Source organism: Micromonospora sp. NPDC051543, from assembly GCF_044454415.1.
Classification (GTDB): Bacteria; Actinomycetota; Actinomycetes; order Mycobacteriales; family Micromonosporaceae; genus Micromonospora.
The window spans coordinates 156,781-178,949 of record NZ_JBITDT010000013.1 but is presented as its reverse complement, the minus strand read 5'-3'; the positions used below and the strand labels follow the sequence as shown (position 1 = coordinate 178,949).

19 protein-coding genes are annotated in these 22,169 nt (G+C 69.7%); 6 read left to right on the top strand and 13 right to left on the bottom strand.

Annotated features, from left to right (window positions below; translation table 11 throughout):
- The first annotated feature begins 34 nt into the window (after positions 1–34).
- Entirely contained in the window at positions 35–724 is a 690-nt protein-coding gene (locus tag ACIA3K_RS24105) for a metal-dependent transcriptional regulator (protein ID WP_357393611.1), read from the top strand.
- A 14-nt stretch (positions 725–738) separates the two neighbouring features.
- Here ACIA3K_RS24105 and ACIA3K_RS24100 read toward each other — a convergent pair whose 3' ends face one another.
- Together ACIA3K_RS24100 and ACIA3K_RS24095 are read right to left on the bottom strand one after the other, a co-directional pair.
- Positions 739–1,284: a hypothetical protein gene (locus ACIA3K_RS24100; protein WP_396803915.1), complete on the bottom strand. Its 546-nt coding sequence runs from the start codon at positions 1,282–1,284 to the stop codon at positions 739–741.
- A gap of 88 nt (positions 1,285–1,372) precedes the next feature.
- Positions 1,373–1,627, bottom strand: a complete 255-nt coding sequence (locus tag ACIA3K_RS24095) for a DUF5522 domain-containing protein (protein WP_396803913.1) — start codon at positions 1,625–1,627, stop codon at positions 1,373–1,375.
- A gap of 110 nt (positions 1,628–1,737) precedes the next feature.
- On the opposite strand from ACIA3K_RS24095, the gene ACIA3K_RS24090 reads away from it, so the two are divergent.
- Positions 1,738–2,577: an alpha/beta fold hydrolase gene (locus tag ACIA3K_RS24090; RefSeq protein ID WP_396803911.1), complete on the top strand. Its 840-nt coding sequence runs from the start codon at positions 1,738–1,740 to the stop codon at positions 2,575–2,577.
- Between the two features lie 46 nt (positions 2,578–2,623).
- Positions 2,624–3,583: a MerR family transcriptional regulator gene (locus ACIA3K_RS24085; protein ID WP_396803909.1), complete on the top strand. Its 960-nt coding sequence runs from the start codon at positions 2,624–2,626 to the stop codon at positions 3,581–3,583.
- Here the strand turns inward: ACIA3K_RS24085 and ACIA3K_RS24080 are convergent.
- The 4 genes from ACIA3K_RS24080 to ACIA3K_RS24065 form a co-directional block, all read right to left on the bottom strand.
- Positions 3,559–4,494: a DUF2332 domain-containing protein gene (locus ACIA3K_RS24080; RefSeq protein ID WP_396803907.1), complete on the bottom strand. Its 936-nt coding sequence runs from the start codon at positions 4,492–4,494 to the stop codon at positions 3,559–3,561. The two genes, ACIA3K_RS24085 and ACIA3K_RS24080, sit on opposite strands and share 25 nt — an antisense overlap.
- 50 nt (positions 4,495–4,544) lie before the next feature.
- A complete protein-coding gene (locus ACIA3K_RS24075; protein ID WP_396803905.1) occupies positions 4,545–4,982 on the bottom strand; it encodes a hypothetical protein in 438 nt (145 codons plus the stop codon).
- An 88-nt stretch (positions 4,983–5,070) separates the two neighbouring features.
- Positions 5,071–6,198 (bottom strand): hypothetical protein, encoded by a 1,128-nt coding sequence (locus tag ACIA3K_RS24070; protein WP_396803903.1) that lies wholly within the window; start codon positions 6,196–6,198, stop codon positions 5,071–5,073.
- Positions 6,191–9,679, bottom strand: coding sequence for an ATP-binding protein (locus ACIA3K_RS24065; protein WP_396803938.1), 3,489 nt, complete (start codon positions 9,677–9,679; stop codon positions 6,191–6,193). Before ACIA3K_RS24065 ends, ACIA3K_RS24070 begins: the two co-directional genes overlap by 8 nt.
- A 10-nt stretch (positions 9,680–9,689) precedes the next feature.
- On the opposite strand from ACIA3K_RS24065, the gene ACIA3K_RS24060 reads away from it, so the two are divergent.
- Positions 9,690–11,288, top strand: a complete 1,599-nt coding sequence (locus ACIA3K_RS24060; protein ID WP_396803901.1) for a hypothetical protein — start codon at positions 9,690–9,692, stop codon at positions 11,286–11,288.
- Positions 11,289–11,330: 42 nt separating this feature from the next.
- Here ACIA3K_RS24060 and pyrE (ACIA3K_RS24055) read toward each other — a convergent pair whose 3' ends face one another.
- From pyrE (ACIA3K_RS24055) to ACIA3K_RS24045, 3 genes are all read right to left on the bottom strand, one after another.
- Positions 11,331–11,855, bottom strand: a complete 525-nt coding sequence (gene pyrE, locus ACIA3K_RS24055; protein ID WP_396803899.1) for an orotate phosphoribosyltransferase — start codon at positions 11,853–11,855, stop codon at positions 11,331–11,333.
- A 105-nt stretch (positions 11,856–11,960) separates the two neighbouring features.
- Positions 11,961–12,929 carry a CU044_5270 family protein gene (locus ACIA3K_RS24050; protein ID WP_396803897.1) on the bottom strand — a complete coding sequence of 323 codons (969 nt, stop codon included), beginning with the start codon at positions 12,927–12,929 and terminating at the stop codon, positions 11,961–11,963.
- Between the two features lie 18 nt (positions 12,930–12,947).
- Positions 12,948–13,517 (bottom strand): RNA polymerase sigma factor, encoded by a 570-nt coding sequence (locus tag ACIA3K_RS24045; protein WP_396803895.1) that lies wholly within the window; start codon positions 13,515–13,517, stop codon positions 12,948–12,950.
- Between the two features lie 911 nt (positions 13,518–14,428).
- Here ACIA3K_RS24045 and ACIA3K_RS24040 point away from each other — a divergent pair.
- A complete protein-coding gene (locus tag ACIA3K_RS24040) occupies positions 14,429–14,638 on the top strand; it encodes a DNA-binding protein (RefSeq protein WP_396803893.1) in 210 nt (69 codons plus the stop codon).
- Between the two features lie 113 nt (positions 14,639–14,751).
- Here the strand turns inward: ACIA3K_RS24040 and pyrE (ACIA3K_RS24035) are convergent, their stop codons facing one another.
- The 3 genes from pyrE (ACIA3K_RS24035) to nrdR all read right to left on the bottom strand — a co-directional run bounded on the left by pyrE (ACIA3K_RS24035) (position 14,752) and on the right by nrdR (position 18,935).
- Entirely contained in the window at positions 14,752–15,276 is a 525-nt protein-coding gene (pyrE, locus tag ACIA3K_RS24035) for an orotate phosphoribosyltransferase (RefSeq protein ID WP_396803892.1), read from the bottom strand.
- Positions 15,277–15,490: 214 nt separating this feature from the next.
- Entirely contained in the window at positions 15,491–18,400 is a 2,910-nt protein-coding gene (locus ACIA3K_RS24030) for a vitamin B12-dependent ribonucleotide reductase (RefSeq protein WP_396803890.1), read from the bottom strand.
- A 34-nt stretch (positions 18,401–18,434) separates the two neighbouring features.
- Entirely contained in the window at positions 18,435–18,935 is a 501-nt protein-coding gene (nrdR, locus tag ACIA3K_RS24025; RefSeq protein WP_396803888.1) for a transcriptional regulator NrdR, read from the bottom strand.
- A 518-nt stretch (positions 18,936–19,453) separates the two neighbouring features.
- Here nrdR and lexA point away from each other — a divergent pair.
- Positions 19,454–20,239, top strand: coding sequence for a transcriptional repressor LexA (lexA, locus tag ACIA3K_RS24020; protein ID WP_355053253.1), 786 nt, complete (start codon positions 19,454–19,456; stop codon positions 20,237–20,239).
- A gap of 116 nt (positions 20,240–20,355) precedes the next feature.
- Here the strand turns inward: lexA and ACIA3K_RS24015 are convergent, their stop codons facing one another.
- Complete coding sequence (locus tag ACIA3K_RS24015; RefSeq protein WP_396803887.1) at positions 20,356–22,122, bottom strand: hypothetical protein; 1,767 nt, start codon at positions 22,120–22,122, stop codon at positions 20,356–20,358.
- Positions 22,123–22,169 lie beyond the last annotated feature (47 nt).

The following is a 22,169-nucleotide window of genomic DNA, read 5'->3' as shown; positions in this document are numbered from 1 at the left end:
GGGTAGCATCGTTCATCGGAGGGCCGCTTACCTTATGAAGTCTCACGATCTGGTCGACACGACCGAGATGTACCTGCGCACCATCCTCGAGCTGGAAGAGGAGGGAGTGCCGCCGCTGCGTGCCCGGATCGCCGAGCGCCTCAAGCAGAGCGGCCCCACCGTCAGCCAGACCGTGGCCCGGATGGAGCGCGACGGCCTGCTCACCGTCGAGGGCGACCGGCACCTGACGCTCACCGCGCTCGGCCGGGGTTCCGCCGTGGCCGTGATGCGCAAGCACCGCCTCGCCGAGCTGCTGCTCGTCAACGTCATCGGGATGCCCTACGAGGAGGCCCACGAGGAGGCCTGCCGCTGGGAGCACGTGATGAGCGACGCCGTCGAGAAGCGGGTGTACGACCTGCTCAACCGGCCGACCCGCTCGCCGTACGGCAACCCAATCCCGGGTCTGGAGGAGCTGGGCTCCCCCGGGGCCCCGGCCAGCGAGGCCGGCGAGGGCGAGCGCAACCTGGCCTTCCCCGGGCTGTCCGGGCCGGTCGTGGTCCGCCGCATCTGCGAGAGCGTGCAGACCGACTCCGACGTGCTGCGCCAGCTGCACGCCGCGGGCGTCGACCCGGGCGCCACGGTGACCGTGGCCCAGGAGCGCGACGGGGTGTCGATCGACCGCTCCGGCGACCGGGTGCGGCTGCCCCGCGAGGTCGCCTCCCGGGTCTTCGTCGCCGCCAGCTGACCGCTCACGGGCGGTCACAGCGCCCGAGTGTCGACCTTCTTGGCCAGGGCGATCAGCTCAGCGGCCAGCTTGTCCGCAGCAGTGCGCTCGCCCTTGGCACCGGTCCAGGTCAGGGTGGCGAGTCGGCCGTCGGTGGCCAGCCAACCGACCTCGGCGACCGGCCCATGTCCGCCGCCCGCGGCGGCCGTCCGCCGGTACGCCTGCTGACCCAGGCCGGTGATCTTCGTCGCCTTGTCGGGCACCACGTCCGCGCCGAAGGTGGTCTTGTCGATGCTCGTCTCGGACACGCTGAGCATCAGCTCCGGCAGCGCCGCGCGCTCGGCCCGGACCACGCAGGTGTGGGTGTCGTTCCGCTCGCTGGCCGCCGCCACGTCGAAGCGCACCTTGACGATCTGCTCGATCACCGCGAAGTCCAGCAGCCGGCACGCGCCGCCGGACGAGGCCGCCGACACGTCCAGGGCCACCGGCGCCGGTGGTGGCACCGCCACCGACCCGGCCTCGGCGGCACAGCCGCTCACCAGCAGGCCCGCCAGCCCGGCGACCACGATCCGCCCGCGCACGTTCCACCCTCTCGCCGACCGACGGCGGAAGGGGCCCGCCGGATGTCCGTCGGAAACCGTACGGGGTGTCCGGGTCGGGCGGAAGTCCTCATTCCGAGGGTGGATCGTCCACGTACGGGCAGTGCCGGCAACCCCGTCCGCAGCACGTGCCGCGACGGGCCAGGAAGGCGGCGCTGAGCACGAACAGACCCGTCGCCGGGTCGAGGTAGCCGGCCTCTCCGGCGGCCAGCGCGGCGTCGTGTGCGGCGATGGTCCGGGCCCGGTCCGGATGGTCGGGCGGCAGGCGGGACGGGTGCGGCTCGGTGAGCGGCCGGTCAGCCAGGGGTCGTCGCTCTCCGCTCACCCGCGCAGTCTAGGAAGCGCTCGGTGTGCGTGCGGCGCGGCATGCCTGTTCGTGGTCTGCTCGCCGCTGCGCCGGCTGCGGGACACGCCGACGGTCTGAGAGGGTGGGTCATGCCCACCTTCGCCGCGCCCGACGGCACCACGCTGGCGTACCGGAGTCTCGGCGGGGGCGACCCGCTGATCTGCCTGCCGGGCGGGCCGATGCGCGACTCGGCGTACCTCGGTGACCTGGGCGGCCTGCCGTCGCACCGGATGCTGATACGGCTGGACCTGCGCGGCACCGGCCGGTCGGCGGTGCCGTCGGACACCTCCTCGTACCGGTGCGACCGCCTGGTCGCGGACGTCGAGGCGCTCCGCGTGCACCTCGGGCTCGACCGGGTGGACCTGCTCGGGCACTCCGCCGGCGCCAACCTGGTGTTGCGGTACGCGACCCGGCACCCCGACCGGATCGGCCGGCTCGCGCTGATCACGCCGAGCACCCGTGCCGTCGGGCTGGAGGCCACCGCCACGCTGCGCCGGGAGGTCACCCGGGCCCGCGCCGGTGAGCAGTGGTACCCGGAGGCCGCCGCCGCGCTGGAGTCCATGGTGGCCGGTCGAGCCACCAGCGACGCCTGGGCGGCCATCGCGCCGTTCTTCTACGGCCGGTGGGACTCGGCCGCTCGTGCGCACCAGGCGCTGGAGACCGCCCAGCGCAACCAGGAGGCCGCCAAGGTGTTCGGCGGCGACGGCGCCTTCGACCCGTCGGCCACCCGCGCCGCGCTCGCCGCCCACCCGGGCCCGGTGCTGCTGCTCGCCGGTGAGTTGGATCTCGGCGCCCCGCCGGGTCTGGTGGCCCAGTTCGCGGAGCTGGCACCCGGCGGCGAACTGGTGGTGCAGCCGGGCGCGGGGCACTACCCGTGGCTGGACGACTCGGACCTGTTCACCGCCACCGTCTCGGCATTTCTGCGCTGATCCGGTGGCTTGAGTCTCCACCGGGGGGAGACGTGAGGGTGGGGGCATGAGCGGTGACGAGCGGTACTCCATCGGCGAGCTGGCCCGGCGCACCGGCCTGAGCGTCAAGACCATCAGGTACTACGCCGACAGCGGGATCGTGCCGCCCACCGACCGGAGTTCCGCCGGCTACCGCGTGTTCGACGCCGAGGCGGTCGCCCGGCTGGAACTGGTCCGGACGTTGCGGGACCTGGGTGTGGACCTGGCCGCCATCCGTCGCGTGGTGGAACGCGAGGTACCGCTACACGAGGTGGCCGCCACGCACGCCGAGGCGCTGGCGGCGCAGATCCGCGTGTTGCGGCTGCGGCAGGCGGTGCTGACCGTCGCGGCGAGGCGCGGCGCCGGCCCGGCGGAGGTCGACGAGTTGCACCGGTTGGCCCAGCTCACCGCCCGTGAACGAGGGCACCTGGTGGACGACTTCCTGGCCAGCGTCTTCACCGACGATTGGAAGACCTACCCCGGGGTGATCGTCTCGATGACGCCGGAGCTGCCCGACGACCCCAGCACCGAGCAGGTTCAGGCGTGGGTGGAGCTGGCCGAGCTGTGCCGGGATCCCACGTTCCGGACGAGTATGCGGCGGCTCGCCCGTCAGCACTCCGCCGACAACGACGTGCCCGGTCTCCCCCGCCCGGACGCCGTCGCCATCGTGCGCGAGGAGGTGGCGGGCGCGCTGGCCGCCGGCATCGATCCGACCGGAGACGAGGCCGGGCCGGTGGTGGCGGCGGTCACCCGCCGGTACGCCCGCCTGCACGGCCTCGCCGAGGACGCCGACCTGCGCCAGCGGTTGCTGGATCGGCTGGTCCTGGCGAACGACCCTCGCCGGGACCGCTACCTCGACCTGCTGTCGGTGATCAACGGCTGGTCGGGTGGGGGTGCGGTCGCGCCGGCCGTGGACTGGTTCGTCCGGGCTCTGCGCTCCCGGATGCCCCTCGAGGCTCGCTCTCAGCCGAACCAGGTCATCGCCTGACCATGGCCCCGGGTCCAGGCCAGCGGCTCGCCGTCCAGCGCGAGGACGTTGTGCAGCGCCGCATCCGGCGAGTCGGGCAACTGTTCGTAGCGCAGCACCTCCGGGGCCTCGTTCGCGATCCAGTTCCCCGGCAGCTCACCGACCAGCCGTACGAACGCGTCCCGGCGCGCGGCGGGCACCTGGTAGAGCACCGACGTGTGGAAGACCACGAGCGTTGCGTCGGCCGGCGCGTGGGCCGCCAGCGCCGGCAGGTCGTCCACCAGGTCACCCCGCACCAGCAGCGGCGGGTCGACGGCGGCGACCGCCGCCGCCGCGCGCAGCCGGGACCGCCGGTGCGCGTGCTCCGGCCAGATCAGGGCGTCCAACCAGGACACGTCGTCGGGGTCGGTCACGTCGAGCGGGTTCAGGTCGAGGCCAGCCCGCCACACCACCTGGGGTACGCGCGCAGGCGGCGTCAACCCGCTGGCCGCGCACTTCAGGATGGGCACGCCGTCGCCGACCTGATGGTCGCCGTACCGGTAGGCGTACCGGTCGGGATAGAGGCAGAGCCCGGCGGACGCGCCGACCTCCAGCAGGGCGAGGGGCTGCGGCAGCGCGGCGAGCACCGGCAGCAGCACGGCACAGCGACCGGCCTCGTTCGTCTGGGTGGCCCGGCGCTTCAGCTCGGTGTCGATGACCGGCCAGTGCGTCAGCACGTAGTCGTGGAACGCGGCCGGGTCGTCGACCGGGCCGCCCAACCAGCGGACCACGCCGTACAGCAGGTTCGGCTGTCGCTTGGCGGGCGGGAGCGCGTCGAGGAGGGCGAGCAGGTCGTGGTCGTCGGCGACGGCGTACGACAGCCGCTCGTACGTGGGTGAAACCCCGTGTGCCTCGCGCTGCGCGAACTCGACGTACGCCTCGGCGGTTGTCATGCCCTGATCATGTCAGCCATTACCCTCCGGGCTCAGCCCTCGTTTGAGCCTCACGTCAGGTACGGGGCAGCGGCCTCCTCCGCTTGGCCGAGGAAGGTTTCGAGCTCCGCTTCGGTGGGACCGGAGTCCCGCAGGAACTTGTCGAGAACGGCAGTTTGAATGCGCGCGGCCAGCTCGGCGGCGATATGGTCCGCCCGATCCGGTTTACCAAGAGCGGCTTGAATCATGCTCTCCACGTCGGCGACTGACGCCGATCCAGCGGCGGGATAGTGGGAATGCGCCTCGGCGGCGAACCGAGCAACGTCGGCAGGGCTCACTGCTCCGTCGGGGAATCGCAGGTTGACGGCGAGCCCGAAGGTGGCAGCGATGACCACCTCCGCGTTACGCCACCCAGATCGCGATATCTCGGTGAGAACAAGGTCCACGGCCTCCCGGTCACCCTGCGCCAGCATTCGAACCAGGTCGGCCACCTCTAGATGCGCGTTCATGATGCGTACCTCGCCCTCTCTGGGGCGACACTGCTGAGACTCGCGGAACCGCCGCCCCTCCGGAACCCCCGGCTATCAATGCTCGTCGTCACGTTCTTCCGCCACCAAACCTCGCGTCCAGGAAGTTACTGATATTTTCCTTTGCCGTCTCAGTAACGGTCCTGGCAAATTCAACGACTCGTTCCGATGCCTCGGACGTAGCAGACTTAATAGCCTCAGCGCCACGTTCTATTGCTATGGCAGCAGCCAAGCCCACCGTGGCAGCATCGGCCAAACCAGGTGGCAGGCCCGGGGGTGGATCTCCATCCAACGTTTGCACAACCACCAACGCTGACGCCCTCGGGGTGTTGGCGGCAGCAACCTCCTCCGGAGTTGGTTGAACCGGATTCTCCACTTCCGCGAACACGACATGGACATCAGTTCCAGCAATGTCGACGACTATGCCTGCAACATGTTCTGTTGCGTCATGCACTCCTTCAGGATCCAGTGCCGCCGACTTTGACTCGCGACCGCCGTCGGGCTTCGCCTCGCCTGCCACGTCGGCCGGTGCGGATCCACCACGAGGCGTATCAGCAGGATTTGCACCCTCACTGGACGGCGTTGCGTCAGGCGCTGAAGCGTCTGCGGTCAGCGGGGCCAGGACTGGAGATTCGGTGACGGCGGACGCTGCGCCGTTGGGAGCCGCCGTCGGGATTACACCCTGCATTTGAGTGTCGGGGGACACGTCGGCGACTTCATGTGCCGAAACCGGGTCGGCGGCTTCGGCGTCAGGGACTCCCGGCGCCTGGTCAGATACGACCTGGAGTTCTGCGACCGCATGAACATCTTCGACGCCTGGGGCGCTCACTGGTTGCGGCGCTGGGGCCTCTGCCGTCGATGGTTCGATAACCGGCGCTTGGTACGGACCATCACCCGCCATTGGCGGAAACCCTCGCGATGCCGGGAGGCCGACGGCGTCCTCCGCCCGCAAGGTCGCCAGGCCGGTGCTTTCGAGTGGGTTCACCGCGGTCGAGGCGATCGCTGTCTCAACGGGCTGTGCGGCCTGCTGGACCTTGTCCGCCACACTCGTCGCGACCTCGCCGCCGGCCTTTGTCGCTGCGTCGACCGCCTTCGCTAGACCCTCGGCGGCCTTCTGGGCACCCTGCACGGCTGCGTCGACAACCTCGCTCGCAGCCTTGGCGGCTCCCGCGGCAACATCTCCCGCTCCCTCAATCATGTGGTCCCTCCGCTCGGACGCGGCGACGGGTCAGGGCGATGCCGGAGACCGCGGCTGCGGCGCCTCCGGCGTTGCGCTGGCTCACCGGGTATCGGGTGTGAATGGCGTGGACGAAGACGCACACCAGGTAGTCCTCGACCGCCGTCGTGGCGCCGCCGCCCGGCGTTGCGCCGGCGACATGCACCAACTGCGAGACGATCTCCGCTGCGGAGCCCTGCCTGGGGCCTGCGATGGCCAGTTCAAGGAGCTTGCCTGTCCCGGCCGGATCACGAGCCACGACGGATTCGGCGTGCCGGCGGTAGGCGCAGCGGTGCTGGCACTCGCCGCACTCGTCGTATGGGGCCACGTTGTCGGCAGGCGTCTCGCCGTTCGGCTGGTCGTAGCGGTTGGGCGCTTCGGCAGCGGTGGACGCCGCCGCGGTCAGGTAGAGCAGCGGCCAGGAGAGCTGCGCCGGCTCGAAGTGTCGCAACTCCTCGCTGACCCGATCGGTCCAGTCCTCAGCCTGTCGACTACTTCCGACCGCCGTTTCGATGGGCGAAGGCGCTTGCGACGCTCCGAAGGCGACAAGAACGCGGGTGGCGCCGTCCTTCTGGTCGGAGTCGTACCAGGCGTCGACGCTTGCCTTCTGCCCGACACAGGTTTCCCCGGGTATCGGCCGGCCGTAGGACTCCGCCCATCCGTCGGACCAGGGATGCCTGCCCAGCAGATGCGTGCGGTTGTGGAAGGCGAGTGCGTCACGGACCAACGCCCACCGGTACGGTCTGGCGAGCCAATGGGATTCCTCCGAGGAGCAGGACTGGTTGCCGACGAGCTGATCGCGCAGTGCGCTGGCGACATGGATCGCTAGGTCGCGCGGTGCGGCCACACCGCCGACGCCGGACGTACGGGCCGCTACCGCGGCGTCGACGGCGTGACTGATGGCGCAGTCACGCAGGCGGACCGCCAGGCTGTTCAACGCGGACTTCAGATCCGCCCCGGGCAGGGGCGCCAGCCAGCCGGTGAGGTGGGCCAGTACGGCGAGTTCGGCCCAGATGGTCAGCCGGCGGTTGTCGGGGTGGGCCAGGACCCGGCGGGCTCGGCTCATGTCGGTGAGGGTGCAGGCCTGGGTCTGGCAGTCGGCACCACAGCTGCCGCTACGACGTCCGATCATGCCGGCCGGTGACTCTGTTCGGCGGGGGACCTGCTCTCGCTCGGTCCCGTCGGGCATGCGGACCAGGATGGGATTGTCCATGCCGTCGGTGAATACGGCGGCGGTGCCGGGTGGCAGGGTCACCAGGTGCCGGGATTGAGCGTCGGTGATGTTCATCGTCGCGCCGACGCTGTCGCGATCGTCACGGGCCGGCAGCCGGTGGACGATCTTGACGGCGGTGTTCTTGATGACGTCGGGAATCAGTTTGCTGGGAATCTGCTCAGCGACGATCAGACCTTCACCGTACGCGCGAATTTCGGCGAGTAGGGCGGCGAAGAGCTCGACCGCGTGCCGTGCCGGGGACGGGCCCTGGTTCGAGGTGTGTCGTAGCAGGCGGTGAGCTTCCTCGACCACGGTCAGGTGTCGCAGCTGCGCGGACGGACCGACGGCGATCCGGAGATGCTCCACGAGCCGGATGAGCACAGCACCCATGAGGAAGGCCTTGTCCCGGTCGTCCCCGACATCTTCGATCTCCAGGACGACATTGCTGCGCATGAGCGTGGGGAAGTCGAGAGGATGTCCACCTTCGAAGAACCGTCCGGTGGTGCCCAGTCGCAGGCTGGACAGCCGAACCTTGACGAATCCCCGCACGTTGTTCGTGATCTCCTGGCTGTAACCGATCTCGTCGACGACCCGCTCGGCGGTGTGTTGCAGGTCGCCCAGGGTCGGGTAGCGGGGGGTGAGGTGGGGGTGCAGCGGACCGCTGGTGACCAGGTCCCAGCCGAGGTCCTCGTAGCAGCGGGTCATCGCGGCGTTGAGGACCTGCGGAAACGGCTCGTGTGGCTCGAAAGCGGCCATGAACAGCGCGCGCAACAGGTCGACGTGAGTCTGCAGCGGAAATCCCGGCGCGGGCTCCAACGGATTGATTCCGGCCGGCAGGCTCCCTGGGTCGCCGGGCCGGATCACGACTACCGGGGAACTGTCGCCGAGCCGGGCAGCCATCAACCGGTACTCGGCCTTCGCCGGTTCGACCACCAGCCACGGCAACCCGAACCGGCTGGCGCTTTCCAACAACGCGCGGATGGTCTGCGACTTTCCGGTGCCGGTCGCGCCGCTCACGAACGTGTGCCGGTTGAGGCTCCCGGTGGTCACGACGAACGGGTCCGCGTCGGCCTCGTTGTGGTCCTGTACCCGCCCCAACGGCAGCACGGGAGCACCGGGCTCCCGCTCGGCGGTCACGTCGAAATCGGGTCGTGCGGTGAGGCGTACGCCGGGGACCTCCTCGTTCGGAGCGTTCGTCAGCGCGGCGAGCAGGAGCGAGCTGCCCGTGAAGGCGCCCACGCCGCTGCCCAGCACGGTGTCCAGGTCACCGGTGACGTGTGACGGCGCCAGCGCGTACGGAAGTTGATGGAGGTCGATCGACGCACTCAGCAGTGCCGAGACAGTGGTCGCCGCCTCAGGGCTGTCCGCGCCGGCCAGAAGATGGATGCGCCACCAACCGGCCGACTCGGCTCGCCGCAGGTCCCGGTGGCGCGCCTCCAGCCGGGCACCCCGGACCACGTACTCGGGCGAAGACCGGGCCTTCGCATCGCGCTCCAGGGCAGCGACCGCGGCAGCTTCGCTGGTGACATCCGCAGGAGATACCGGTTCGGCGAGTACGAACCAGGCGAACGGTTCCCGCCATACCCGGAGCAGGCAGTCATCCAGGGTTGGCCGCAGGTCCGCCGTTCGGTCCGGCGTGAGGTCACCGACCAGCAGGCCGTCAGGGATACCGACGACCCGTGTCCAGTACGGAACAGCCCGCAGTGCCCGGATCAGCGCTCCATCGTCGAGAGGGTCACCGCGGCCCCCCGCCGGCACGCTCAACAACACCCCACCGTCGTCACCGACCGGCCCCACGACGAAGCCGCCGGCGAAAACCTCGATCGAGGAAGAATCGCCGGTGCGTTGCCAGCCCACCACCACCGGGCCGGGCCGGGCCCCCGAAGCAAGGTGATAGGCCGAGATCAGGGCCGCGTGACGCTGCGCCCGGCCCTGGTCGGCGCGCGCGTATTCCGGCGTGCGATACAGCTGCCGAATCCGACAGGCGCGCACCGCCGTCAACCCGTCAGTCAGCCCGGAAGCGTCCATTGTGACGATGAAGCTAGACCCGACCTCAGCTACGCTCAACCCCCTGCCATCGGATCTCGTGAATCTGGGGGGACGTCGCGTGATCGATGACAACACGGTGGACGTCCCGGGAGCACCCGTCGAGGCGCTTTTTACTCCGGATGAGCGAATCGGGTGGACATTCCGGGACCGGACCGCTTTGCAACGTCCCTTCGCGGAACCGCCACCGCAACCGCCACGCATCACTCCGCAGATGGTCGCCGAGGCGGCTGTCGTACGGGAAGAACTCCCGTGGGGAGCCTGGCGGTGGCTCTATCGGGCGGTCCTGGTGGCCATCCCGATACTTTGTTGCGGGATCGCCGCCCACATCTATCTACAGATTGTGCTGGTGGCGGTGACGGCGGTGGTCCTCACGCCGGTCACACTCTACGTATCGCGCTACGCGTGGATCCGGTCTCGCACCCAGCGTCTTCAATGGCGATACGAGAACTCGCTGGCGGCGTGGCAGACACGGATGACCGAATTCCGTCAGGCCGAGTGGAACCGGGTGGCGTCGAGTCAGGAATGGGTGCCGACGCCCGCACCAGGCGGGAATCGCCGGATCGACGTGATCGGTGGCGACCTGTGGGGGTGGGAGGCCTTCCTGACCGTCTACGGTGCGTCCACCTTGGCCGCCGGGAAGTCGCTGACGCTTGTCGACGTCTCCGGACAGCAGGTGAGCCACGAGCTACTCACCCTGGCTGCCGCGCGTGGCTACTCCGTCGACTCGCAGGTTCTACCCCGAGACCTTGCCGACAGCGACCTGCTCGTCGGATTGGCCGCCGATCAGCTGGTCGACGTGCTGGTCGAGTCGATCCACGGTGGCTCGGTGGGTGCAGACCGTCGCGAACGTAACAGCCGTGCCGAGACGGGCGACAGCACGGTCGACCATCGGATCCTGAGCACGCTGTGCCAGCAGCTGGGCAACGACGTGACCATCGCGCGGTTGGTCGACGCGATCGGGGTGTTGATGGGCGAGCCTGCCGACGCGACGACACTCACCGCCGCTGAACAGGCGCACATCGGCGACAACCTGTTCTCTGCCGACTACCGACGACAGGCCCACGGGCGATTGCAGCAACTCGACGCCTACCTGCATCCACTACGAGCGCTCGGCACCCGAAATCACCCTCGACCGTCGACCTCGCTGGGCTGCATGACCATTGACGTCAAGGGACCCGCCGTCCGCCATGAACTGCTCGACGATCTGATCGTGCAATGGCTGACCCACCGAATAGCCAACACCCCGGACCAGCCCTCCACGCTACTGATCGCTGGCGCCGATGCGCTGTCGGCTCGCCACATCGAGTCACTCTCCGATGTCTGCTCCCGCCGGGGCGTACGTCTGGTGTTGATGTTCCGACACCTACGCGAAACCGCACTGCGTGTCCTGGGCAGCGGACCGGTGGTGTTCATGCGGCTCGGTAATCACGAGGAAGCCACCCGCGCGGCCGACTACATCGGCCGGCAGCACAAATTCATCCTTTCACAGCTGAGTCGATCCCTGGGTGGCGCCTCCACCCACAGCGAATCGATCAGCGGTGACGCCGCTACCAGCCCGATGATCAGACTCACCCGCGACTGGACCACCACCGCGACGGTGGCCGAGACGCTTCAGTGGAACCAGGAAACGTCGACAGCACGGACGTACGAATATGCTGTCGAGCCCAACGTCCTGCAAACCCTGCCGGACTACGGCCTGCTGCTCGTCGAGCCCGGTCAGGGCGGCCATGTCGTACGAGCGGTCGAGTGCAACCCGGGCATCCTCACGCTCCCCGGCGCCGGTCCGGAACCCGCACCGGACGGCATGTGACCACTGAGCATTCAGCTCGGCCGGCAGCCGAGCCTGCGACCGTCACCTGAGCAGGGGGGATTCCAGGTCGCGACGGGTGAGGGCGGCACGCAACCGCAGCCCTTCGGCCGCCAGGTTCTCCCGTCCGCCCTGCTCCCGGTCGATGGCGCAGACCACCGAGTCGACCTCTGCGCCGCTGTTCCGTAACTGCCGGCACGACGCCAGCAACGCGCCGCCGGTGGTGACGACGTCCTCGATCACCACGACCCGCCGGCCGTCCACGGGGATGCCTTCGGCCGCCTTGCCGGTGCCGTACTCCTTCGCCTGCTTCCGCACGAACGCGGTCGGCAGCCCGGTCAGCTGCGACATCACGGTCGCGATCGGAATGCCGCCCATCTCCATCCCCGCCAGCACGTCACACTCGGGCAGCAGCGCGACCATCGCCCCGGCGACCTCACGCAAGAGGCTCGGCTGCGCCTCGAACAGGTACTTGTCGAAGTACTCATCGCTCGTCTGACCGGACCGCAGGAGAAACGACCCGGTCAGGTGACACGTTTCGTAGACGCGACGCGCAAGGGGAGAAGTCATGCTGCCAGCCTCGCAAACGGCGCTGCCCCGGCCTGACCCAGTCGTGGACCGCGGCCGGGTCGGCCCCACCAGCGGACCACGCGGAACGATGAGACCCCGCACCGCTCAGGGCAGCTGGCCCGGTCGGTCGACGATGGCGATGCGCAGTAGAGCGACAGCCGCGTACAGGGACTCCTTGCCGTTTCGTACCACCGAACTTCTGGTGCCGAGGAAGACGTGGGTGTCCCGGTCGAAGAGAAGATCCTCGTTACCACCGATCACGCCGGGCATTCGAATCGCCACCCCGTGTCGGCCTGCGGCGTCCACCACGTCACCCGAGATGACGACCGCTCCGGGCTGCCGCGCCAGCAGTTCGAACAGCGCCGCGAGCGCGCGGGGCGGCACGTAACCCTCGCGGACCATCGACCGCGCGGTGGTGTACGGCATGCTCTCGCCCCCGTAGACGGCCTCCTCATCGGCCCCTTTGGAAAGATGCAGGTCGACCGGGTGTTCCCGGAGGTATCGGAGCAGCTCGTCCGGATCGGTGGGCAGGTCGCCGTGGTACGCGGGCGGCGGGAACGCGTCGAGCTCCTTCTCGGGATCGTCCGGGTCTTCGATGCGAAGCACTTTCAGCTCGCCCCACCCCTTCGGGTCGGTCTCCGGTCGATAGCGTGCCTGCGTGTGGGCGACGCCACCGGCCGACTGCCACATTTGGTTCCGCATCGTCCGGTACGGGCCGCTGTCCGGCAGGTCCCGGAACGTCGCGAGACGTTCCGTGAAGACGTACTGGTCGGGGCGGGCGGTGAGCTCCGGCTGCTGTCGGGCGGCGTCGGCGGCCAGGTGGAAGATCTCCGACGCGCTGGCCCTGGGCGGCGACTGGTCGCCGACCCTCATGGTCTGGACCGCCAGCGCACCGGCGGTAAGCGTCACCGCCATCCCGATCGCTCCGGCGAGACGCCAACCACGCAGGAACCGGGTACGGCGTCCGGCCGGACGGCCCGCTGACGCCAGCTCGGCCCGTTGGACGACGTGTGCGCTGAGGTCCCTGAGAAGCTGCTCCTCGAAACCCTGCGGCGACTGTTCGGTCGTGTTCATCGTCAGCTCCGTCTCATCTCAGGCGAGGGTGGTGACCGGGCCGGCGAGCACGGCGCGGACGAGGCGGCGGGCGCGGTGCAGGCGGACCCGAGCGGCGACCGGCGACATCCCGAGCGCTGTCGCCGCCTCCGCGACGGCGAGACCGTCGACGGCGACGAGTTCGACGAGCGACCGGGTGCCCTCGGGTAGTTCGCTGAGCGCCCGATGGGTACGCCGGGCCGCCGACTCGGCGTCGATCCGCTCCTCGATCCGCGCGATGTCGTCGGGGCCGAGGTCCCGACGTCCGGCCAGGCGGCCGGTCACCCGCAGTCGTTGCGCCGCCCGTCGCCGCTCGTCGCCGATGACGTTTCGGGCCACCCCGTACAGCCAGCCGATCTGGCTACCCCGGTCCGGCCGGTAGCCGGCCGCCGACTCGATCACCGCCAGGAACACGTCGGCGGTCAGGTCGGCGGCGAGATGTGGGTCGTCGACCCGCCGCGCCACGAACCGGCCCACCGCCTCCAGGTGCCGCCGGTAGAAGACCTCGAAGGCCGCTGGATCCACCCCGATCGCGGAAATGTCGTCATCAGCTCGGCTCGGCTCATTCACGGGCCGCCCTCCCTCGTCGCCCTCACACACCTTCTTCGTACGTCAGGGCACGGGTGTTACCGAACCATTGAGGCGGCTGGCCGCCCAAGGCGCGGTGCGAGCTGGTGCTGCGCGGCCTCGGCGAGCAGATGTTCGGCTCGAACTACGGGCCACTGTGGAGGTGACGTCCCGGGTCTCCTCGCCGTACAGCCCGGTGGGACGGTTCACGGTCACGTTCGACGGAACACGCTTCTGCATGATCCCTTGATGCTGACCAGTCGTGGCCGAGCTGCTGCGACTGGTCAGCATCAGACGATCACGCCGGAGTCTTGAGCAGGGTGTGGCTCACGCATCCAGCCCAGGAAGCGACGATGCAGCAGCTCGGCAGACACCCAGGTCAGGTCCTCAGCTGCCGAGAGGTAATAAGCACCCATGTACAGGGCCAACCAAACCGGAACGCCCTGGAACTCGGCCCGCAGCTCGGCGCGTCGGGTTCGGCAAGGCCAGGGCGCGTCACATCCAGCACAGGTCCATAGCGGAAGGACCGGGCTGTGTGCGCTCATGACCGGCCGCGTTGTAAGCACCGCATCACGAATGGGCATCCGGGACTGGCTCTCGGTCACTCCTGCCCCTCCCCCGGCCAGTGGCCGCGTCGGATCGGGATGCGATGTCGCACTCGGCACGGTAGATCCGCACCGCACCGACAGATCCGTCGCCACAGCCGCCACGACCAGACCGGCCGATGTCTTCGAGCCAGAGTCAGCGCCACGGCCAGTACGTACTCGTCGTACGACACGTGCTTCGGCACTCAGCCTTCCGGTGGCCCATTCCGCCATTGCCCGGCGTAACCACCTCAGCACACATCACCTTCGGCTGTCTTGTCAATCTGTAAGTTGCAATAGTCAATCGGTAGTCAAGCTTACTTTCAGGCCGTGAAGCGACCGCGCTTGTACGGGCCTGGCGAGTTGGCCGCCCTGTTCAGCGTGTCTCGGCAGCGGGTTCTCCAGATCACCCGCCGACCGGGTTTCCCCGAGCCGCTGGCCCGGCTGATCGGAACGACCATCTGGGACGCGGACGAGGTCGACGAGTGGGCCAAGCACAATCGCCCGCCACGCCCGACCGAGGGCGACGAAGACCGCTGATCTGCTAGCTCGCGATGCCGCGAGGAATCCGCCTCCGTCCGCACCTGGGCTGCCTCGGCCGGGGGCATTCCGGGCGTCTAGCGGGGCATTTGAGCAGCCGGCTTGTCGGACGATCAGCCCGGCAGGGGGAGTTCCAGATCGCGACGGGTGAGGGCGGCTCGCAACCGGAGCCCTTCGGCCGTCAGGCTCTCCCGTCCGCCCTGCTCCCGGTCGATGGCGCAGACCACCGAGTCGACCTTCGCGCCGCCGACCCGTAGCTGCCGGCACGACGCCAGCAATGCCCCGCCGGTGGTGACCACGTCCTCGATCACCACGACCCGCCGACCGTCCACAGGGGCGCCCTCGGCCGCCTTGCCGGTGCCGTACTCCTTCGCCTGCTTGCGCACGAACGCGGTCGGCAGCCCGGTCAACTGAGACATCACGGTCGCGATCGGAATGCCGCCCATCTCCATCCCCGCCAGCACGTCACACTCGGGCAGCAGCGCGACCATCGCCTCGGCCACCTCACGCAACAGGCCAGGCTCCGCCTCGAACAGGTACTTGTCGAAGTACTCATCGCTCGTCCGACCGGACCGCAGGAGAAACGACCCGGTCAGGTGACACGTTTCGTAGACGCGACGCGCAAGGGGAGAAGTCATGCCGCCAGCCTCGCACCGCGCCCAACCGGGGCGATGAAGACCACTGATCTGGCACGGAATGAAGCCGACGTCGCGAAGATCGACTCGCGTTTCATGATGTCGGGGCATCCCGACGGGGTTGATACCCCGGTTTCCTTGAAATCGGGGTATCAACAGGCGGAACGCCGCGAGCGCGGCAGGTGCCCCTGCCGCGCTCGCTAGCGTTCTCCGTACGTCAGCTGCAGCCGCTGGTGGAGCCGCAGCCCTCGCAGACGTAGCAGCTACCGGCCGGGCGCATCTTCGTACCGCAGGTGAAGCAGAGCGGCGCGTCGGCGGCCTTGCCGATCACGGCCTCCAGCAGCTCGGTGCTGGAACCCACGCTCGTCACCGGCTTGGCGGCGGCCACGTCGGCCATCTCCTGAGCCGGCTGGGCGACCGCCTCGGTCTTGGCGGGAGCCTCGACCGGCGCGGAGGACGCCATCGCGGTGAGGTCCGCACCGGTGACGGCGGCGGCAGCCTCCGCGTCGGCCTCGGCCCGCAGCTGGGCGGCCCGCTCACCCGCGGTGAAGATGCCCAGCTCGGCGCGGCGCTCGTAGGGCAGGAAGTCCAGCGCCAGGCGGCGGAAGATGTAGTCCATCACCGAGGCCGCCATCCGCACGTCCGGGTCGTCGGTCATGCCGGCCGGCTCGAAGCGCATGTTGGTGAACTTGCTGACGAACGTCTCCAGCGGCACGCCGTACTGCAGGCCGATGCTGATGGCCACCGAGAAGGCGTCCATCACGCCGGCCAGGGTCGAGCCCTGCTTGGACATCTTGAGGAAGACCTCGCCGAGGCCGTCGTCCGGGTAGGACGACGCGGTCAGGTAACCCTCGGCGCCACCGACGGAGAAGCTGACCGTCTCGGACGGGCGCTTCTTCGGCAGGCGCTTGCGCACCGGCCGGTACTCGATGACCTTCTCCACCGCGGCCGGCGCGGCGGTCGTGGTCTCGACGGCGGCCGGCTCGGTGGCCTTGTTCTTCTTGGCCACCGACAGCGGCTGGCCGACCTTGCAGTTGTCCCGGTAGATCGCCAGGGCCTTGAGGCCGAGCTTCCAGCCCTCGAAGTAGATCTTCTCGACGTCCTCGACGGTGGCCGCCTCCGGCATGTTGACCGTCTTGGAGATGGCGCCGGAGACGAACGGCTGGATGGCCGCCATCATCCGCACGTGGCCCATCGGGGCGATGGTCCGCTCGCCCATGGCGCAGTCGAAGACCGGGTAGTGCTCCGGCTTGAGGCCGGGGGCGTCCACCACGTGACCGTGGTCGGCGATGTGCTCGACGATCGCCTCGACCTGCTCCTCGGGGTAGCCGAGGCTGCGCAGGGCGCGCGGCACGGTCTGGTTGACGATCTGCATCGAGCCGCCGCCGACCAGCTTCTTGAACTTGACCAGCGCTAGGTCCGGCTCCACACCGGTCGTGTCGCAGTCCATCATGAAGCCGATCGTGCCGGTCGGGGCGAGGACGCTGGCCTGCGCGTTACGCCAACCGTTCTTGTCGCCGATCTTGTTGCCCTGGGTCCACTGCTTGGTCGCCTCGCGGACGATCGCGGTGGCCACCGGGCTGGTCGGCTTGATCTCGTCATTGGCGGCGGCGTGCTTGCGCATGACCCGCTTGTGCGGCTCGGCGTTACGGGCGTAGCCGTCGTACGCGCCGACGACCCCGGCCAGCTCGGCCGAGCGGCGGTACGCGGTACCGGTCATCAGGGAGGTGATCGCGGCGGCGACCGAGCGGCCCTGGTCCGAGTCGTACGGCAGGCCGGTGGCCATCAGCAGGGCGCCGAGGTTGGCGTAGCCGATGCCGAGCTGCCGGTAGGCGCGCGAGGTCTCGCCGATCTTCTCGGTCGGGAAGTCGGCGAAGCAGATCGAGATGTCCATCGCGGTGATGACGAACTCGACGGACTTGACGAACTTCTCCACCTCGAAGCCACCGTCGGCACGGAGGAACTTCATCAGGTTGAGCGAGGCCAGGTTGCACGAGGAGTTGTCCAGGTGCAGGTACTCCGAGCACGGGTTCGACGCGGTGATCCGCCCGGTCTCCGGGCAGGTGTGCCAGTCGTTGATCGTGTCGTCGTACTGCAGGCCCGGGTCGGCGCACTCCCAGGCGGCCTGGGAGATGGCACGGAAGAGGTTCTTGGCGTCGACGGTCTCGATCGTCGCGCCGTCCAGCCGGCCGCGCAGGTCGAAGCCCTTGCCGTTCTCGACGGCCGACATGAACTCGTCGGAGACGCGGACCGAGTTGTTGGCGTTCTGGTACTGCACGCTGACGATGTCGGAGCCGCCGAGGTCCATGTCGAACCCGGCGTCCCGCAGCGCGCGGATCTTGTCCTCCTCACGCGCCTTGGTGACCACGAACTCCTGGATGTCCGGGTGGTCCACGTCGAGGATGACCATCTTGGCCGCGCGCCGGGTGGCGCCGCCGGACTTGATGGTGCCGGCCGAGGCGTCCGCGCCGCGCATGAAGCTGACCGGGCCGGAGGCGTTGCCGCCGGAGGAGAGCAGCTCACGGGACGAGCGGATGCGCGACAGGTTGACGCCGGAGCCGGAGCCGCCCTTGAAGATCAGCCCCTCCTCCTTGTACCAGTCGAGGATGGAGTCCATCGAGTCGTCGACGGCCAGGATGAAGCAGGCGCTGACCTGCTGCGGCGACGGCGTACCGACGTTGAACCAGACCGGCGAGTTGAAGCTGAACACCTGGTGCAGCAGCATCCAGGTCAGCTCGTGCGCGAAGATCTCGGCGTCGGCCGGGCTGGCGAAGTAGCCGTACTCCTCGCCGGCGGTGCGGTAGGTGCTCACCACCCGGTCGATGAGCTGCTTGAGCGACCACTCCCGCTCCGGGGTCCCCACCGCGCCCCGGAAGTACTTCGTGGTGACGATGTTCGCCGCGTTGACGCTCCACGACTCCGGGAACTCCACGCCCCGCTGCTCGAAGTTGATCGAGCCGTCCCGCCAGTTCGTCATCACGACGTCCCGGCGCTCCCACGAGACCTCGTCGTACGGGTGGACCCCCTCCGTCGTCCACACGCGCTCCATCTTCAGCCCCGCGCCTGCCTTGTTCCGTGAACGGCTCGTAGTCACGCCGTCGCCCCCCTCGTCTGCGCGGTCACCCACCGCGCGTCCTGATCTCTCGGAAAACAGTGAAGTCTCAGTTGGTACGGCCGGCGGCCTCGACCGCGTCGGCCCGACCCTGCTCGCGGGCCAGCGCCGCAGCCCGCAACGTCTCGATCTCGCGCTCGAAGTCGGCGAGCGAGTCGAAGGAGCGGTAGACGCTGGCGAACCGCAGGTAGGCGATCTCGTCCAGGTCGCGTAGCGGACCCAGGATCGCCAGGCCCACGTCGTGGCTGGGGATCTCGGCGGCCCCCTTGGCCCGGACGGTCTCCTCCACCCGCTGCGCGAGCAGCGCGAGTGAGTCGTCGTCCACCGGCCGACCCTGGCACGCCTTGCGCACCCCGCCGATGATCTTCGTGCGGCTGAACGGCTCGGTCACCCCGCTGCGCTTGACGACCGCGAGGACCGCCTCCTCGACCGTGGTGAACCGCTTGCCGCACTCCGGGCAGGAACGCCGCCGCCGGATGAGCTGACCGTCGTCGGCCTCCCGCGAGTCGACCACCCGGGAGTCGGCGTGCCGGCAGTACGGACACCGCATCGCGGACCCCCTAATCATGATCAATCGCGTCCTACCGGACACACCCGGGCACAGGCCGCCGCAACGGTGCCATGCGCTCATGGCGCCCGCCGTGGTCGACCCTACGGGAGTGCGGTCGGTAGTCAGACCCAATCTGTGGGCAACTTACGCCCGTGTCACTACTACATCTAGGGGTCGACGGTATGTCGCCGACGAACCCGGGTCAAGTTGACCGGCGTGTCCGGCGCGTCACGGACCACCGCCGTCGTCCATCCCCCGCGAGACCAACGCCGACACCCCGCCCGGGTTACCGGCCACCCACCCCCAGCGCGACCGGAATCGGCCGCCAATCGAACACTCGTGCTACCCGACGTACCATTTATCAGAACATCCGTACGAGGAGAGCGGTTTTTCACCCCGACACGCCGGTGGGAGGTCGTACAGATGTTTGAAAATGACCGATCTCACCTATACGGTCAGGAACAACCGCACGCACCACGAGCCGACGAGGCACCCAGCGCCGACCAGGGAGGACGGACGTGACCGAGGACCGGGCCAGCCGGCCGAAGAGCCCGCAGCAGATTACCGAGGCGGGCCCGCCGGCCACCCGACGCCGCACCGCCGCGCGCAGCCGGACGGGTCAGCCCGCCGTGCGCCCGGTCACGCCGGTGGTCAGCGCCTTCCCCGACCCGGCGACGGTCGACCTGACCGCCCGCCAGCGCCGCATCCTGGAGTTCATCCGCACCTGGGTGGAGCGGCACGGCTACCCGCCGAGCGTCCGGGAGATCGGCGAGGCGGTCGGCCTGGTGTCACCGTCGAGCGTCGCTTACCAGCTCAAGGAGCTGGAAAAGAAGGGCTTCCTGCGACGCGACCCCAACCGGCCGCGCGCCGTGGACGTCCGCGCGCCCAGCGAAGCCATCGACGACGAGTTGTCGCGCGCCCAACGGCCCACCCCGGCGTACGTGCCGATGCTCGGCCGGATCGCCGCCGGTGGGCCGATCCTCGCCGAGCAGGCCGTGGAGGACATCTTCCCCCTCCCCCGCGAACTGGTGGGCGAGGGCGAGGTGTTCATGCTCCAGGTCAAGGGCGACTCGATGCTCGACGCGGCGATCTGCGACGGCGACTGGGTCGTCGTGCGGCAGCAGCCGACCGCCGACTCGGGTGAGATCGTGGCCGCCATGCTCGACGGCGAGGCCACCGTCAAGACCTACCGTCGCCGCGACGGGCATGTCTGGTTGATGCCGCAGAACCCGGCCTTCGACCCGATCGCCGGTGACGACGCCACCATCATGGGCCGGGTCGTGGCGGTACTCCGCCGGATCTGACCGACACGCGGGTGGGTGCCGTCGGCGCTCACCCGCGTCGCTCGACCGTTCACGCCCTGCTGACCGGGTGATCCGGGCAGGGCCGTCGCGCTGCGGCCCAGGTGATGCCGTTCGCGTCAGTAGCGGTCGCCCCGAGGGCCACGACCGCCGCCGGGATACTGCCCGTACGGGTCGACCGGCGCGTCATCCTCACGCCGGCGACCGGGCCGCTGACCCCGATAGTCCGGCTCCTGCCCACCGCGCCGCGGCGGCTCGGCCCGACCGCCGCCGGCCCGACCGCCGCCGGCCCGACCACCGCCGGGCTGGCCACCGCCAGGCTGACCGCCGCCGGGCTGGCCACCGCCAGGCTGACCGCCGCCGGGCTGGCCACCGCCGCCGTACACGCCGCCGCCCGGCCGGCCACCGCCACCACCGGGCCGGCCCCCTCCGGGACCGCCGGCACGGCCGCCGCCGTACACACCGCCGCCGGCCGGAGCGCCGCCACCCCCACCGGGCCGGGCAGCGCCGTAGCCGCCGCCTCCTGCCGGGCCTGCCGGACGTGCACCGCCGCCGCCCGCGCCGCTGGGGCGTTCGCCTCCCCCGCCGTAGACGGCACCGCCAGCGGGAGCGGGACCACCCCGGCCGGAGCCGCCGTAGACCCCGCCGCTGGCTGCCGCGCCGCCGCCGTACACGCCGGCGTTGGGACGGCCGCCGCCCGGCGGCGCACGGTCGGCCCCGGGCGTGCCAGCGCCGTCATCGGCGTCGTCCGTCGAACCGTCGGCGGCGGGCGGCCGACGGCGGGCGCGCACGATGCCGACGATGCCGGCGCCGACGAGCAGCACACCGAGTACGCCGACCGCGCCCACGAGATAGGTGATGTCGGTGAAGCTGAGCCCGTCCATCCACGACTTCTTGGCCGCCGGCTTGTCGCCCGCGGTCGCCGCCAACGGCTCCGCCGCGCTGGTGGACGGCGTGTAGCTCAGGATGTCGACCGGCTCGTCGGCGGCGAACTGACCAGCGTCGGAGACCGTGACGAAGGACTTGCCGTCCGGGGTGTAGGAGATGGCCTCGCCGAACGGATCGGCCAGGGGTGTCACCCGTGGCTTGCCGGTGGTGAGCGCTCCGACGATGTTGTCGCCCGTGACGTCGTACTCGAAGGCGTCCGCGTAGGTGCGGACGACGATGCGGGTGCCGTCCGGCGATCGGGCGGCGCCGGTGATCGCGAGCCGCCCGTAGACGCTCAGCGGATTCTCGGTGGTGGTCTTCGGCAGCTTGATCTCGCCGACCTTCTTCATCGGCACCGGCGGGGTGTCACCGCTCTTCAGCTTCGCCGCCGGGGTGAAGATCTCCGAGTTGCCGTTCGCCACCTTCGTGATGATCAATGGCAGGCCGTCGGCCCCCACCAACAGCGCCTCCGCGTCACGGGGCTTGTTCTCCGGGTAGGAGAGCCGGTGCAGTACCGGCTGCTTGTTGCCGGCGATCGGCATCGTCCAGACCGCGATCCGCGTCCGCCGCTCCTTGCTGGTGGCGTTGTCGCCGATGTCACCGATCCACAGGGTGTCGCCCTTCGGCGAGACGGCGAGATCCTCGGTGTCGAACGGCCCCGCACCCGAGTAGCGGACCGGCTCCTTGACGACCTTGCACTTGCTGTCGAGGAAGAAGATCCGCTTACGCGAGTCGACCTCGGTGCCGTCGTTGATGACAATGTAACCGCTCTTGGTCGCCACCAGGCCGGACAGCTCCCGCAGACGCTCGTCGGTGACCGTACAGCGCTTCTTGCCGGCGACCGCGGCGAGCGGCTGGGATGACACGGAAGCGGGAGCGGCTACGGCGACTCCGGCCGGCGCCACGGTTGCCCCGAACAGGCCGAGGGCAACCGTGACCGAGGAAACAACGCGGCGCATTCGGCCAGTGTCGCATGCCGCGCGTTTCCGATGGATGACGCCGGGGC

Bases quoted from the DNA above. Each gene is read 5' to 3' on its own strand.
- ACIA3K_RS24080 (WP_396803907.1), bottom strand. From the start codon at position 4,494: ATGACAACCGCCGAGGCGTACGTCGAGTTCGCGCAGCGCGAGGCACAC.
- ACIA3K_RS24105 (WP_357393611.1), top strand. From the start codon at position 35: ATGAAGTCTCACGATCTGGTCGACACGACCGAGATGTACCTGCGCACC.
- ACIA3K_RS24050 (WP_396803897.1), bottom strand. From the start codon at position 12,929: ATGAACACGACCGAACAGTCGCCGCAGGGTTTCGAGGAGCAGCTTCTC.
- ACIA3K_RS24065 (WP_396803938.1), bottom strand. From the start codon at position 9,679: ATGCGTGGCGGTTGCGGTGGCGGTTCCGCGAAGGGACGTTGCAAAGCG.
- ACIA3K_RS24070 (WP_396803903.1), bottom strand. From the start codon at position 6,198: ATGATTGAGGGAGCGGGAGATGTTGCCGCGGGAGCCGCCAAGGCTGCG.
- ACIA3K_RS24060 (WP_396803901.1), top strand. From the start codon at position 9,690: ATGGTCGCCGAGGCGGCTGTCGTACGGGAAGAACTCCCGTGGGGAGCC.
- pyrE (WP_396803899.1), bottom strand. From the start codon at position 11,855: ATGACTTCTCCCCTTGCGCGTCGCGTCTACGAAACGTGTCACCTGACC.
- ACIA3K_RS24085 (WP_396803909.1), top strand. From the start codon at position 2,624: ATGAGCGGTGACGAGCGGTACTCCATCGGCGAGCTGGCCCGGCGCACC.
- nrdR (WP_396803888.1), bottom strand. From the start codon at position 18,935: ATGCGGTGTCCGTACTGCCGGCACGCCGACTCCCGGGTGGTCGACTCG.
- ACIA3K_RS24075 (WP_396803905.1), bottom strand. From the start codon at position 4,982: ATGAACGCGCATCTAGAGGTGGCCGACCTGGTTCGAATGCTGGCGCAG.
- ACIA3K_RS24015 (WP_396803887.1), bottom strand. From the start codon at position 22,122: ATGCGCCGCGTTGTTTCCTCGGTCACGGTTGCCCTCGGCCTGTTCGGG.
- pyrE (WP_396803892.1), bottom strand. From the start codon at position 15,276: ATGACTTCTCCCCTTGCGCGTCGCGTCTACGAAACGTGTCACCTGACC.
- ACIA3K_RS24090 (WP_396803911.1), top strand. From the start codon at position 1,738: ATGCCCACCTTCGCCGCGCCCGACGGCACCACGCTGGCGTACCGGAGT.